General features: G+C 70.5%; 15 protein-coding genes. 8 read left to right on the forward strand and 7 right to left on the reverse strand.

The features are described from left to right. The first annotated feature begins 137 nt into the window (after positions 1-137). Genes AMYBE_RS0135550 through AMYBE_RS0135560 form a run of 3 tightly spaced genes read left to right on the forward strand, consistent with a single transcriptional unit; the run spans position 138 to position 1,990 of the window. A complete protein-coding gene (locus AMYBE_RS0135550) occupies positions 138-962 on the forward strand; it encodes an NUDIX hydrolase (protein ID WP_020664162.1) in 825 nt (274 codons plus the stop codon). Next, positions 963-1,739 (forward strand): MBL fold metallo-hydrolase, encoded by a 777-nt coding sequence (locus AMYBE_RS0135555; RefSeq protein WP_020664163.1) that lies wholly within the window; start codon positions 963-965, stop codon positions 1,737-1,739. Further along, positions 1,736-1,990, forward strand: a complete 255-nt coding sequence (locus tag AMYBE_RS0135560) for a glutaredoxin domain-containing protein (RefSeq protein WP_020664164.1) — start codon at positions 1,736-1,738, stop codon at positions 1,988-1,990. The genes AMYBE_RS0135555 and AMYBE_RS0135560 overlap by 4 nt, the downstream gene beginning before the upstream one ends. Positions 1,991-2,176: 186 nt before the next feature. On the opposite strand, the gene AMYBE_RS0135565 is transcribed toward AMYBE_RS0135560, so the two are convergent. Both AMYBE_RS0135565 and AMYBE_RS0135570 read right to left on the reverse strand, forming a co-directional pair. Further along, positions 2,177-3,244 carry a DNA polymerase III subunit beta gene (locus AMYBE_RS0135565; RefSeq protein ID WP_027928367.1) on the reverse strand — a complete coding sequence of 356 codons (1,068 nt, stop codon included), beginning with the start codon at positions 3,242-3,244 and terminating at the stop codon, positions 2,177-2,179. Between the two features lie 76 nt (positions 3,245-3,320). Then, positions 3,321-4,574 carry an MFS transporter gene (locus AMYBE_RS0135570; RefSeq protein ID WP_020664166.1) on the reverse strand — a complete coding sequence of 418 codons (1,254 nt, stop codon included), beginning with the start codon at positions 4,572-4,574 and terminating at the stop codon, positions 3,321-3,323. An 88-nt stretch (positions 4,575-4,662) separates the two neighbouring features. Here AMYBE_RS0135570 and AMYBE_RS0135575 point away from each other — a divergent pair, with 88 nt between their 5' ends. Beyond that, positions 4,663-5,805: a glycosyltransferase gene (locus AMYBE_RS0135575; protein WP_020664167.1), complete on the forward strand. Its 1,143-nt coding sequence runs from the start codon at positions 4,663-4,665 to the stop codon at positions 5,803-5,805. A gap of 521 nt (positions 5,806-6,326) precedes the next feature. Here the strand turns inward: AMYBE_RS0135575 and AMYBE_RS0135580 are convergent. Both AMYBE_RS0135580 and AMYBE_RS0135585 read right to left on the reverse strand, forming a co-directional pair. Continuing rightward, on the reverse strand, positions 6,327-7,001 hold the full coding sequence (locus AMYBE_RS0135580; RefSeq protein WP_009084463.1) for a Crp/Fnr family transcriptional regulator: 675 nt from the start codon (positions 6,999-7,001) through the stop codon (positions 6,327-6,329). Between the two features lie 158 nt (positions 7,002-7,159). Next, positions 7,160-7,411, reverse strand: a complete 252-nt coding sequence (locus AMYBE_RS0135585) for a hypothetical protein (RefSeq protein WP_020664168.1) — start codon at positions 7,409-7,411, stop codon at positions 7,160-7,162. A gap of 236 nt (positions 7,412-7,647) precedes the next feature. Between AMYBE_RS0135585 and nth the strand changes: the two genes are divergently transcribed. From nth to AMYBE_RS0135605, 4 genes are read left to right on the forward strand one after another with little or no spacing between them, the layout of a single operon-like run. After that, on the forward strand, positions 7,648-8,331 hold the full coding sequence (nth, locus tag AMYBE_RS0135590; protein WP_027928368.1) for an endonuclease III: 684 nt from the start codon (positions 7,648-7,650) through the stop codon (positions 8,329-8,331). Then, positions 8,328-8,930 (forward strand): TlpA family protein disulfide reductase, encoded by a 603-nt coding sequence (locus AMYBE_RS0135595; RefSeq protein WP_020664170.1) that lies wholly within the window; start codon positions 8,328-8,330, stop codon positions 8,928-8,930. The genes nth and AMYBE_RS0135595 overlap by 4 nt, the downstream gene beginning before the upstream one ends. Continuing rightward, positions 8,927-9,640, forward strand: a complete 714-nt coding sequence (locus tag AMYBE_RS0135600; protein WP_020664171.1) for an NUDIX hydrolase — start codon at positions 8,927-8,929, stop codon at positions 9,638-9,640. The genes AMYBE_RS0135595 and AMYBE_RS0135600 overlap by 4 nt, the downstream gene beginning before the upstream one ends. Before the next feature lie 7 nt (positions 9,641-9,647). Then, the gene (locus tag AMYBE_RS0135605) at positions 9,648-10,832 is read left to right on the forward strand and encodes a MarP family serine protease (protein ID WP_020664172.1); all 1,185 of its coding nucleotides are present in this window, start codon (positions 9,648-9,650) and stop codon (positions 10,830-10,832) included. Between the two features lie 99 nt (positions 10,833-10,931). Here the strand turns inward: AMYBE_RS0135605 and AMYBE_RS0135610 are convergent, their stop codons facing one another. From AMYBE_RS0135610 to nhaA, 3 genes are read right to left on the reverse strand one after another with little or no spacing between them, the layout of a single operon-like run. Further along, positions 10,932-11,846 carry an alpha/beta fold hydrolase gene (locus tag AMYBE_RS0135610; protein WP_027928369.1) on the reverse strand — a complete coding sequence of 305 codons (915 nt, stop codon included), beginning with the start codon at positions 11,844-11,846 and terminating at the stop codon, positions 10,932-10,934. Positions 11,847-11,879: 33 nt separating this feature from the next. Then, positions 11,880-12,371: a phage holin family protein gene (locus AMYBE_RS0135615; protein WP_020664174.1), complete on the reverse strand. Its 492-nt coding sequence runs from the start codon at positions 12,369-12,371 to the stop codon at positions 11,880-11,882. 59 nt (positions 12,372-12,430) lie between these two features. Continuing rightward, positions 12,431-13,615: a Na+/H+ antiporter NhaA gene (gene nhaA / locus AMYBE_RS0135620; RefSeq protein WP_034287520.1), complete on the reverse strand. Its 1,185-nt coding sequence runs from the start codon at positions 13,613-13,615 to the stop codon at positions 12,431-12,433. Positions 13,616-13,626 lie beyond the last annotated feature (11 nt).

Genomic DNA, 13,626 nt, shown 5'->3' on the forward strand with positions numbered 1-13,626 from the left:
TCTTTTTGTTCGCGGGGCGAGGGCAGGGTGGCACGCCTGGCTGGGGCGGTTCGGCGGCGGCGGGTGCTCCGCGTCCGTCGCTGCGAAGTGACACAACTAATCCGCGCCGCGTGCGTAATGGAAGGTATGTTGCCCGGGTGGAACGGCCGCGTGAATTCGTCTTCGACATCCCCGCTCGTCCGGGCATCGCGATCCGGGACAACGCGGACGGGCCGCCCGCGACGCCTAAGGACGCGGCGACCGTGATCCTTCTTCGGGACGTCGCCGGTGGCATCGAGGTGTTTCTCCAGCATCGCGTCAAGGGCATGGCGTTCGCCGGCGGGATGACCGTCTTCCCCGGTGGCGGGGTGGATCCGCGCGATGCCGATGCGTCGGTGGGGTGGGCGGGGCCTCCTGCGTCGTGGTGGGCGGAGCAGTTCACCTGCGACGAAGCGCTCGCTCGTGCGCTCGTGTGCGCGGCGGTGCGGGAGACGTTCGAGGAGTCCGGCGTCTTGCTCGCCGGGACCGCGGATGCGGTAGTCGCCGACGTCACGCCGTATCACGAGGCACGAAAAGCGTTGGAGTCCCGGGAGATCTCCCTGGCCGGATTCCTCGCCGAAGCCGGCCTGACGTTGCGGGCGGACCTGCTGTCCCCGTACTCGCACTGGGTTACCCCGCCCCAGGAGCAGCGGCGATATGACACTCGGTTCTTCGTCGCGAAGCTGCCGGAGGGCCAGCGCGCGGACGGTGCCACTTCTGAGGCGGCCGCTGCTGGTTGGCAGCCGCCGGCGGAGGCGGTTCAGGATGCGCGTGAAGGGCGACGCGGGCTGATGCCGCCGACTTGGCTGACGCTGGTCGAGCTGGCTGAGTTCACGTCCGCGGCCGCGGTGCTCCGCGAACCGCGCGAGATCGTCAAGACGGTGCCGACCCTGATCCGGGACGGCGAAAGTGTCCGCGTTGTTCTCGATCCTTCGGAGTCCTGAGTGACCGCCCCCGCTTACGGCGTGCTGCGCCGCGTTTCGGACACCGCTGCGGTGCTGCTGGAGAACAATCCGTCGACGATGACGTTGGAGGGCACCAACACCTGGGTGCTGCGCGCCCCCGACGCGGCTGCTTCGGTGGTCGTCGACCCGGGCTATCACGATCTGGACCATCTGCGGAAGCTGGTCGCGGTCGGGTCGGTCGAGCTGATTCTGCTGACCCACCATCACCTGGACCACGCCGAAGGCGCGCCGTGGCTGGCCGAGCAGGCCGGCGTGCCGGTGCGAGCGTTCGACGCGTCGCTGTGCCAGGGCGCGGAGCCGTTCGCTGACGAGGACGAATTCACCGCGGCCGGGCTGGAGTTCCGGGTGCTGCACACGCCCGGGCACACCGACGATTCGGTGTCGCTGCTGGTCGCCGGCCAGCTCCTGACCGGCGACACCATCCTCGGCCGGGGCACGACGGTACTGCACGATCTCGGCGACTACCTGCGCTCGTTGCGCAAGCTGATCGCGCTGCCGGACGGCACCCCGGGCCTGCCCGGGCACGGGCCGGAGCTGGCGGATCTGCCGTCGACCGCGCGGGAGTACCTCGCGCATCGGGAACAGCGCCTGGACCAAGTGCGTTCCGCCTTGCAGACGCTCGGCTCGGATGCCACGCCGCGGCAGGTGGTCGAGGTCGTGTACGCCGATATCGACCAGGCGCTCTGGGCACCGGCCGAGGCGAGCGTGCGTGCCCAGCTGGATTACCTGCGGACTTCTTCGGAGGACGGACGATGAGCAACGTCGAGGTCGAGTTCTACTGGCGGCCAGGCTGCGGATTCTGCGCGGCGCTGCGCAGGCCGCTGAAGGAAAGCGGCCTGCCGGTCCGGGAGATCAACATCTGGGAGGAGCCCGGCGCGGCCGAGCGCGTGCGCGCGGTGGCGAACGGGAACGAAACCGTGCCCACGGTGATCGTCGGCTCCACGGCGCTGGTCAACCCGACGTTCGACGAGGTCAAGGCCGCGGTGGCGGCCGAGTCCGCGGCCTGACGGCTCTGCCGGACGACCCCGGCCGGACGACCCGGCGTGACGACTCGGCCGAACAACCAGGTCTGAGCCCGCGCGGGGTTCGACGGACAGCGCGCAGGTTTCCTGCCCGCGTTGCTGAGCCGCCGAACTGCGGTCGGTGCCGGCGGACCTGGAATCAGCCTCGACGACATTCTGGCCGGACCGTGGTCAGCGCGGCAGCATCGGCATCAGGTAGTACCGAAGGCGCACCTCCTGCTCGTCCGCTGGCGTGAGCACACACGCCCGCATCCCCGGCTGCACTGCCAGCCGGACGCGTCCGCCGGAGAACGGAGCTAAGGCGTCGAGCAGGTAGCGGGCTTGAAACGACGGCGAGGTGCGGCCGCCGAAGACATCGGCCTTCAGGTGTTCCTCGGCTTCGCCGGTGTCTTGCCGGGCGCTGGCGAGGCGAAGATGCGCGTCTCCGACTTCCAGCGTCAGCGTGCGCCGGTCTTCGGAGTACACGCCGACCCGGCGGACGGCGGCCGCCAGTTCGTCCGCGCCGATCTCGATTTCGGTGTCCACCAGATCGGACGGGATCGCGTCCTCGGACAGGAAACCAGCGTCCAGCACCGCTGTCGTGACCGTGCCGCCCGGCCAGCTCAGCGCGAAGTGCCCGGCGTCGGCGTGCAGCCCGACCACCCCGTGGCCGTGCCGCGCGGCCTCGGTGAGCAAGCTGGCCGGGACGAGTACGTCGATCGGCTCCCGGACCGAGCGCAGTGGCAGCCGGGCGACCGCCATCCGGTACCGGTCCGAGGCGGTGAGACTTAGTTCGTCGCCGACGGATCGCACCCGGACGCCGGTGAACACCGGCAGCGGATCGTCCTTCGCGGCGGTGCCGGCGACCGTGCGCAAGGCGGTCGCCAGCGCGCTGCCGTCCACTTCGGACAGCAGTGGTGGAGCGGCCGGCTCCATCTGCAGATCCCGGTCCAGCAACGGCAATGCGAACCGGGCTCCCTCGACCCGGATCGCCAGCCGGCTGCCTTCCACCGCGAGCCGGACCTGGTCGACTTCCAGCATGCGCAGCGTTTCGGCGAACGGCGCGGCCGGGACGACCACTTCGCCGTCGAGGTGAGTGGTTGCCGGGCAAGGGAAACTGACGGCCAGGTCGCGGTCGTTGCCGGACACCACCAGGCCGTCGGCGCTCGCCCGCAGTCGCAGCCGAGACTGCCGCGACAGCAGCCGGGTCGCGGCGTTCGCGACCGCCGCCAGCGGCCGCACCAGAGTCGTCAGATCCATGCCCCGAAACGTAGCGATGACCACCGACAAAAAGCCGGTGGTCATCGCCCGAACGAGCTAATGGCCCAGGAAGAGATCAGGCCGCGACGAGGTCCGGATCCAGTGCGGTGGGGGCAGTCGCCCGCACGGTGTCGCGCAGCAGCCACACCACGCCGGCCAGCACGACCCCGGCCACGCCCGCGGCCAAGAACGCCGCCGCGGTACCGGAATGCTCGACCAGATATCCGCTCACCGACTGTCCTGCCGCCAAGCCCAGTGTGACCGCGGTGAGCACCCAGCCGAACGCTTCGGCCGCGGTGCCGCGCGGGGCGACGACCTCGATCGCGGCGGAATGCGTCGTCGACTGCGGCGTGATCATCGCGCCCGCCAGCAGCATCAGCAAGGCCAGCGCCCAGAGTGTCGAGGGAAGGGCAAGCAGCGCGACCAAGGCGCCGAACCCGCCGAGCAGCACTGGCAACCGCAGGCCGAGCCTGCGCGGCCACGGGTGCAGGCTGTAGGCCACCCCGAACGCCACCGAACTCAACGACCACGCCGACAGCAGCAGGCCGCTCAGCGACGCGTGCCCGGACTCCGTCGCGGCCGCCGGAACGGCGACCTCCACGAACCCGATCACCACGCCGAATCCGAGCGCGGCCAGCGCCAGAGTGCGCATCCCCGGGCTCGCCAGCGCACCGAGCAGCGGCGCGTTCGTCTTCGGTGCCGGACCCCACGCGCGCACGGTCGGGCTCAGCGCGAACAGCACCGCGCCGGTGACCATGGCGAGCGCGCCCGCGACCATGCCGGTGCCCGGCCAGGGCGCGGTGATCAGCAGTCCCGCGATGCCCGGTCCGAGGATGAAGAAGACCTCCATGCTGATCGCTTCGTAGGAGAACGCGGCATTGCGCGCCGACCCCTCGGGCAGCAGTTTCGTCCACAGCGCCCGCGAGGCCGAACCGACCATCGGCTCCGAAAGCCCAGTGGCGGCGGCCAGTGCGACCAGCGCGAAGGTTGCCGCGTGTGCCTCGATCGCGACGGCGAGCGAAGCCATCGACAACGCGAACAGGACGGCGGTGACCAGCAGCGGACGGGTCGGCCCGAACCGGTCGATCAATCGGCCCTGCACGACGGCGCCCACCGAGACCCCGGCGAGCGAACTCGCCGAGACCAAGCCGGCCGCGGCGAAGGAGCCGGTCTCGCGCTGCACGTAGAGCAGCGCGGAAATGCCGATCATCGCGATCGGGAGCCGGGCGAGCACGGACGCGATCACCGGGCCGCGCGAGCCCGGGGCGGTCAGCGCGGAGCGGTAGTCGGCGAGTGTGGTGCGGCCTTCGGAGTGGGCAGAGTGGGACACGCGTACAAGTATGCCGGAAATTGGTACGGAGGTACCACTTATTTTCGGTCATCTTGGTCACGCCCGACCGGGTGAGTACGCTCGCGCGATGCGCCTGCTGTTCTCCGCCGGAGCCGGTTACAGCCATCTCGCGCCGATGCTGCCGCTCGCCCTCGCCGCACAAGCGGACGGCGACGAGGTCGCCTTCGCGACCGGGCCGGAGGCGATGGGCCACCTTGAGCACACCGGCTTGCGGGCGGTCTCGATCGGGAAGCCCAGTGATCCCGCTGCCAGTGCCGCGAGGTGGCAGCGTGCTCGCGACGAGATGGCCGGGATGAATGCCGAGCAGCGGCTGTCGCACCTGATCGCTGAATACCTGGTTGGGCTTGGTGCGGCCGCCCGGCTCGACGACATGGTCGAGTTCGTTCGCGACTGGCGGCCGGACCTGGTCATCGCCAACCTCGCCGAGCGTGCGGCGGTGCTGGCCGCATGCCTGGTCGGCGTGCCGTACGCGATGCACGCGATCGGCCCGCCGAAGGCCGCGACAACGATGGCGCGCGCCTGGGAGGTCGCGGAGGGGTTGGCCCGCCAGCGCGGCCTGGAGGAACTTCCGCCGCGCGACGACGTGCCCTACCTGGACTTCTGGCCGGCCGCGTTGAGTCCGTCCGGGGTCGACTGGGAGTACCCGACGCGATGGCCGTTCCGGCCGGACGGCGTGGTGCCGGTGCCAGGTCCGCGTCCCGCGGCGCTCGACGGCCTGCGGTACGACCGCACGGTGTACGTCACGCTCGGCACCACGCACAATGCCCGCCCGGGCGTCCTGGAGGCGATGGTCGCCGCGCTGCGCGACGAGCCGGTGAACGTGGTCGTGACGATCGGCCGTGACGGCGACCGCTCGCGGTTCGGCGATCAGCCTGGCCACATCCGGATCGAGCAGTTCATCCCGCAGGCGCGGTTGCTGCCCTCGGTGGACGCGGTGGTCTGCCACGGCGGCTCCGCGACGGTTCTCGGCGCGCTCGCGCACGGAGTGCCGCTCGTGGTGCATCCGCTGGCAACTGACCATTTCGAGGTCGCTGACCAGGTCAGAGGTTCGAAAGCCGGAGTCGCGGTGGAATCCGCTGACGGAATCCGCGACGCGGTCCAAGCGGTGCTCGCCGACCGGCAGTATCGCGAGACCGCGTCGGCGGTGGCTGCGCAGATCGGTGAGATGCCTGCTTCGGAGGTCGTGTTGAGCAGGCTTCGGAGCCGCTGAGTCTCGATTTGGTAACAACGGATGGATTCCGTGTGAACTACTGCAACGAAATTACCGGCGCGGCGTCCTTGAGAGTGAATGGCCTTGAATTCGTGGTTTGCGGCCATGATGGTGGAACGACAGCCCATCCGGGTTGAACAGCGTTTGGGTTGAAGAACACCGCAGCACGCAGCTCCCTCCGGCATATGGGTCGGGGCCTGGTCCGGAGGGCGGGGAGCGCGGGTCGTCGGGGGATGATCCGCGCCAAGGCGAGAAGCCGGTGCGCCACGTCGGGGGTGGCGCCCGGCTTCTTGTCATTCTCGGGCACGGAAGCGCTGGCCGGGGCGGCGACACGGGGCGGCCAGCGGATGCCGCTCGTGTGGGGGACAGGTCGTCGTGGTCCGCGGTTCGAGGCGACCCCTCCCTTGAACTACCGTCGCCGGGGACCGAAGGTCAATCGGCGACCAGGAAACGCCGAAGGCCACCCCCAGCAGGAGGTGGCCTTCGAAAAACCCGCGCGGATTAACCCGCTCGGGGGAAGATCAGCGGGCGCGCCGGGCGAGCCGCTCCGGGTCGAGAATGAGCACGCTCTTGCCCTCGAGACGCAGCCAGCCGCGGTGCGCGAAGTCGGCCAGTGCCTTGTTGACGGTCTCGCGGGACGCGCCGACGTACTGGGCGATCTCTTCCTGCGTCAGGTCGTGGGTGACCCGCAGCAGGCCCGCCTCCTGGCTGCCGAAGCGCTGCGCCAGCTGCAGCAGCGCACGGGCCACGCGACCGGGCACGTCGGTGAAGATCAGTTCCGCGACCATGTTGTTGGTGCGGCGCAGCCTGCGGGCGACGACGCGCAGCAGCTGTTCGGCGATCTCCGGGCGAGTGGCGATCCACTGCCGCAGCGCCGGACGGTCCATGGTGACCGCGCGGACCTCGGTGACCGTGGTCGCGCCGGAGGTGCGCGGGCCCGGGTCGAAGATGGACAGTTCGCCGAACATGTCGGACGGGCCGGCGATCCACAGCAGGTTCTCGCGGCCGTCCGGGGACTTGCGGCCGATCTTCACCTTGCCGGACTGGATGATGTAGAGCCGGTCGCCCGGCTCGCCCTCGTTGAAGATGACATGGCCGCGGGGGAACTCCACGGATTCCAAGGTCTGGGCCAGCGCCTCCGCCGCTGCCGGCTCCACACCCTGGAAAATGCCCGCACGGGCCAGGGTTTCGTCCACCTCGGGTGCCTCCTCGTCGAGAAACGACACTCGCCTTCGCAGGTCGAAGGCGTGTCGCCGATCACTTTCGCGTCAGTCTAGGGTGTGCCGTCCGGATCGCTCGTCGGCTCGCCGCGCGCGGCGAGCCAGCCTGGGACGATCACGTCCGACTGAGCAGCCTAACTCCGCACCCGTCGCGCGCGTAGCTTGGCTGCCCGTCCGCTCAGGCGGCGGAGCCGGAACAGCTCCAGCGCCCGGCCGATCCCGTGCCCGTACAGCGCCCTGACCTCGTTCGGCTGGGCCTGCTCCAGGAACTCCTCGACCTCGTTCTCCTGCACCGCGACGTGCTTGAGGCGGCTTTCGACGCGCTCCATGAAGAGCGCGAAGAACATGATCACCAGTGGAACCAGAATCACGAACCACACGGTCATGCCGCACCTCCGCGGTTGTCGGCGACGCACACAGACATGAACTCCAGATCCTCGCTCGGGGCGGACTCTCGGCCCGCCGAGGTGGTGCTCTGGCGGCTCGGACGGCCACCGGCGGGTGCTCCCGACCGGCTCGTCCGACTCGCCCGTAGGCTATCGGGGTGCCCCCTGCTGTCCCGAACGGGCCCCGCGCGGACCGCGGCGAAAGCCGGCTCGCTCTGGTGAGACGCGCCCGGCGGATGAAACGTTGCCTTGATCAGGTGTACCCGGATGCGAAGGCCGAGCTGGACTTCACCAGCCCGCTGGAATTGCTGGTCGCCGTGGTGCTTTCGGCGCAGACCACCGACGTCCGGGTGAACCTGGTCACGCCCGCGCTGTTCAAGCGCTACCGTAGCGCCGCCGACTACGCTGGCGCCGACCGCGCCGAGCTGGAGGAATACCTCCGGACCACTGGATTCTTCCGGGCCAAGGCGAATTCGGTGATGGGTCTGGGCGCGGCGCTCGTGGAGCGGTACGGCGGCGAGGTGCCGGGCAAGCTCGAAGAGCTGGTCACCCTGCCCGGGGTGGGCCGCAAAACGGCGAACGTGGTGCTCGGCAACGCTTTCGACGTGCCAGGGATCACAGTGGACACTCACTTCGGCCGGCTCGTCCGGCGCTGGGGCTGGACCGCCGAGGAAGACCCGGTCAAGGTCGAGCACGCGGTCGGCGAGCTGATCCCGCGCAAGGAGTGGACGTCGCTGTCCAACCGCGTGATCTTCCACGGCCGGCGGGTCTGCCACGCGAAGAAACCGGCGTGCGGAGCGTGTCCGCTGCGCAAGGACTGCCCGTCGTTCGGCATCGGGCCGATCGAGTTCGAGGCGGCCGCGAAGCTGGTCAAGGGGCCGGAGAAGGACCACATCCTCGAGCTGGCGGCGCGAGGGTGACTGCAGTCACCAAATGGGCGCTCGGGGTCGCGGTGCTGGCGGTGGCCGCGCTGGTCGCGGTGCTCACCTTGCGCGGCACTGATTCGAACTCCGCGCAGCCGGCGACCGGCGACCTCGCCGGGGTGCGGGCCGCGGCGAAGCTGCGGGCGTGCCCGCCTGCCGCGGCGAAGGCGGTCGGGCAGCTGTCCGGGATCGAGGCGGACTGCCTCGGCGACGGGTCCCGGGTGGACGTCGGCAAGGTGCTCGGCGGCGGCCCGGTGCTGGTCAACGTGTGGGCGTCGTGGTGCCAGCCGTGCAAGACCGAGCTGCCGGTGCTCCAGCAGTACGCCGCCGAGCAGGGTGCGGTGCGCGTGGTCGGCGTGCAGGTCGCGAGCCCGGCCGCGGACGGGCTCAGCCTCTTCCGGCAGCTCGGCGTGCACCTGCCGTCGCTCTACGACGGCGACGGCCAGTCCGGCCCGATCCGCGCCGCGCTGAAGGCGCCCTCGACGTTGCCCGCCTCGTACCTGATCACCGCGGACGGCCAGGTCCGGTTCATCGCGAACCCGCGGTCGTTCGAGACCATCGACCAGGTGCGCGCCGCAGTGAAGGACTACTCATGACCACCGGACCGCTCGTCGAACCCGAAACCGTGCCGGAATGGCTGCGGCCGCTCGTGAAGGTGGCCGGAGAGGTCGACAGCCGCACGTTCACCCGGTTCAGCCCGCCGGACGACCTGCTCACCCGTGCCGCCGCGGTGCTGATCCTCTTCGGCGAACGGCCCGGCGGCGGCCCGGACGTCCTGCTGCAGCGCCGGGCGGAAACGCTCGGGGCGCACGCTGGGCAGGTGTCGTTCCCGGGCGGCGGTGCGGAGCACGGCGACGACGGCCCGGTCGGAACGGCGCTGCGCGAGGCGGAAGAGGAGACCGGCGTCGACCCCGCCGGGATCCTGCCGGTCGCGGTCCTGCCGGAGCTGTTCGTGCCGGTGTCGAAGTTCGCCGTGACGCCGGTGCTGGCGCACTGGCACACCCCGTCGCCGGTGCGCGCGGTCGACCCGGCCGAGACCGCGGCGGTCGCGCGGGTCTCGCTGGCCGACCTCGCCGACCCGGCCAACCGGTTCACGGTGCGCCGCGGCGACGCGTCGTGGCGCGGACCGGCGTTTAGCGTGGACGGTTTGTTCGTATGGGGCTTTACGGCCGGTTTGCTGTCCGTGCTTCTGTCTTTGGGCGGGTGGGAACGGGAGTGGGACACCGGCGACGTCCGCGAGCTTGACGTAGCGTGGGCCGAACATCGGGCCCGGAACGAGGCCCGGGGCGGCATGAGCGAGGAGTGACCGCGCGGTGAACTGGGTCGATGTCGTCGTCCTGCTGTTTGCTCTGCTGGCGGCGGTATCCGGCGCGTTCCAAGGCGTGATCGTGGCGCTGCCCGCGCTCGTCGGCGTCGCGCTGGGCGCGGTGGCCGGCGTGAAGCTCGCACCAGTCGTGATCAGCCTCTTCGAGAGCCCGGTCGCGAAGGTCGCCTTCGCGTTCGCGGTGATCGTGTTCCTGATCGTGCTGGGCGAGACGGTCGGCGTGTGGGCCGGGCGGCGGCTGCGGCAGAAGCTCAACCCGGTCAAGCTGGCCGGGGTCGACAAAACGCTTGGCGCGATCGTGCAGGCGGCCGCGGTGTTCGTGGTCGCCTGGCTGATCGCGAACCCGCTCACCACGGTGTCGGCGATTCCCGGGCTGGCGAAGGCGATCAACTCCTCGGTGGTGCTCGGCAAGGTCAACGACCTGATGCCGGCCGAGGCGCAGGGCCTGCCCGCGGATCTGCGGAAGCTGCTCGACGCGTCCGGGTTCCCGTCGGTGCTCTCGCCGTTCGAGAAGGCCCCGTCGGCCGACACCCCGCCGCCGGACACTTCGCTGAACGTTTCCGCGGTGGCCAAGCGCGTGCACCCGAGCGTCGTGAAGATCCGCGGCACCGCGCCGTCGTGCTCGCGTGCGCTGGAAGGCAGCGGGTTTGTCGTCGCGCCGCAGCGGGTGATGACCAACGCGCACGTGGTGGCGGGTACCGCCGAGGTCGGGATCGAGTCCACTTCGGGCGACTACCGGGCACGGGTCGTGTACTTCAACCCGGAGGTAGACATCGCGGTGCTGGCCGTGCCGGGGCTGAGCGCGCCGGTGCTGCCGTTCGCGCCGGAGAGCGCGAAGGCCGGCGACAACGCGGTGGTGCTCGGCTATCCGCTCGACGGTCCGTACACCGCGACGCCCGCCCGCGTGCGCGGCCGGATCAACCTGCGCGGGCCGGACATCTACGACGCGAACACCGTGCAGCGCGACGTGTTCACCATCCGGGGCACGGTGCGCAGCGGCAACTCGGGCGGTCCGATGATCACGCCGGACGGGGACGTGATCGGCGTGGTCTTCGGTGCCGCGGTGGAGGATCAGGAAACCGGGTTCACGCTGACCGCGGATCAGGTGCGTTCGGAGGTCGATGCTGCTCCTTCGCAGACTGCACGGGTCAGCACCGGGGCTTGTGCCAGCTAGCGGTGTGGTCCGGCAGAGGCCCCTTGCGGGACTTTGATTCCGTCAGGGGCCCCTTGCGGGACTTGGCGTCCGTGAAGGGGCCCTTCACGGACCAGCCGCTCAGCTCACGAAGTCCACAACGGACTTCGTGACCCGGTCCGGGTCCTCCAGATGCGGGAAGTGCCCGATTCCGGGCCAGATCCTCGGTTCGCTGTGCGGCCCGGCCCAATGCACCGATGACAGCGCGGTTTCCGGCAGAATGCAGGTGTCCTCCGCGCCGTGCAGCTGCAGCACCGGTGCCGTGATGCGCGAGCCGACCGCGTCGGCGAAACGCCTGCCCTCGCCGCGGAACTGCGCGCGGAATGCCCAGCGGTAGTACTCCAGCGCGGAGTGCGCGACGCCCGGCACGAGCATCGCCTGGCGGAACGGTTCGACGGTCTCGGCGAAGTCCGGCGAGGTTCGCCAGCTCTCGCCCGACCACCGGGAAAACAGGGCTTCCACCGCCGCCGCGTTGTCGCGGACCAGCCATTTCTCCGGTGCCATCGGCACTTGGAACCGGAAGAGGTGGCCGATCGCGCGGATCTGGCCGGGGCGTTTCGCCGCGGACTTGAACGCCAGCGGGTGGGCGGCGCCGATCGCGGTCACCGACGACACCAGCCGGGGGTGCAGCGAGGCGACCGTCCAGGCGAGCATTCCGCCCCAGGCGTGGCCCACCAGATGTGCCCGGCGGGCGCCGAGTGCCTTGATCAGTCCGCCGACATCGCCGGCCAGCGTCCACGCGTCATAGCCGCGCGGGGGCTTGTCGGAATCGCCGTAGCCGCGCAGATCTACCGCCACCGCACGGAACCCGGCGTCGGCGAGGGCGGGCAGCTGACGGCGCCAGGCCCACCAGAACTCGGCGAACCCGTGCAGGAGCAGTACCAGCGGGCCTTCGCCGCATTCCGCGACGTGCAACCGGATGCCGTTGGCCGAGACGTCGCGGTGCGTCCACGGCCCGTCGACGCGAACACTCGACGGGTCGGGCGTCAGCTCCACCACCTGCGCTGCCTCGGTCGGGGAGGACCGGCGTCAGCTCAGGGCCGACGACTCGTCGTCGTCGGACTTGCGCTTGAAGGCCGCGGCGGTCTCCTTGAAGCTGTCGATGGTGCGTTCCGGCGCGCGCAGCTTCTTCACCTTGCGCCAGCCGAGGAACGCGGTCGCACCGGTGGTGAGCAGCATCAGGCCGAACACCGTCGCGAAGGCCGGCCAGCGGATGCCCCACCAGTCCGAAAGACCCTCGGCGATCAGCAGGAACAGGAAGAACGTGCTGTAGAGAAAGACGGTGAGGGCGACCAGGAAGAAGACGGTCCCCTTGAGTGCCTTCTTCGCTTCCTGCGCCAGCTCGGCCTTCGCCAGCTCGATCTCGGCGCGGACCATGGTCGACAGGTGCTGGGTGGCGTCGCCGACGAGCTTGCCGATGGACTGCTCGGCAGCAGCGGCTTCCTCGTCGCTGGAGAGGGGCAGGTACGGCACGGCCCCCACGCCGTCGGGGCTGGTGCGCTCGTGTTTGGGGCTGCTCACCGGGTCATCGTGCCACGTGGCCGTTCGCTGGGCGCGACGGACTGGCGGGAGTGTCGGGATCAGGCCGCCTTCGCGTGCACCCGGCTGCGCCGCAGCAGCACCACCGCGGCCGCGAGCGAGGCGATCGCCGACGCGATCAGCACCGCCGCCTTGGCCACCTCGGCGGCTTCCGGCGGCAACGCGAGTTCGGCGATCAGCAGGCTGACCGTGAACCCGACGCCGCCGAGCAGCGAGAGCGCGGCGACGTCGCGCCAGCTCGTCCCTGCCGGTTTCTCCGCCACCCCCAGTTTCACCGCCAGCAGGCTCGCCCCGAAGATGCCGACGAACTTCCCCGCGACCAGTCCGAAGAGGACAGCCAGCGGCAACGCGGTGGTGAAGACCGTCGACATTGCCTCGCCGTTCACCGAAATCCCCGCAGCGAACAAGGCGAACACCGGCACCGCGACCGCCGCCGACCAGGGCTGCAGCCGGTGCTCCAGCCGCACCGCGGGCGCATCGTCCTCGTCCTCGTCCGGGCGGACGCGGGTCAGCAGCCCGAGCGCGACGCCCGCGATGGTCGCGTGGATGCCCGCCGAGTGCACCGCGGCCCAGGTGACCAGCGCGAGCGGCACGTACAGCCACGGCGAACGGACGCGTTTGTGCTGCAGGAAGGCGTACAGCCCGAGCGCGACGACCGCGACGCCGGCCGCCAGGAGATTGAAGCCGCTGGTGAACAGGATGGCGATGATCAGGATCGCGCCAAGGTCGTCCACCACGGCAAGGGAAAGCAGGAAGACGCGCGCGCTGCTGGGCAGATTGGACGCGGTCAGCGCGAGCACGCCGAGCGCGAACGCGATGTCCGTGGCCACCGGGATCGCCCACGCCCGGTCGACGCCCGGCGTGCCCCAGGCGATGCTGAGCGCGACGACCGCGGGCACGACCATGCCGCCGACCGCGGCGAGCACCGGCAGCACGGCTTGGCGCAGCCGGGACAGCTCGCCGACCACCAGTTCGCGTTTGAGCTCCAGTCCGGCGACGAAGAAGAACAGCGCGAGCAGTCCGTCCTTGGCCCAGTCGCCGACGGTGAGGTTGAGGTGCAGGAACTCCGGCCCGATCCGGAAATCGCGCAGCGCCTCGTACGAGCCGGCGAGCGGCGAATTGGCCCAGATCAGGGCGACCGCGGTGGCGGCGAGCAGGATCAGCCCGCCGGTCGTTTCGGTACGGAGGAAACGGGCGAACTCGGACACTGCGCGGGCTGGTGACACGGCACTCCTTG

The organism is Amycolatopsis benzoatilytica AK 16/65, assembly GCF_000383915.1.
Taxonomy (GTDB): Bacteria; Actinomycetota; Actinomycetes; order Mycobacteriales; family Pseudonocardiaceae; genus Amycolatopsis; species Amycolatopsis benzoatilytica.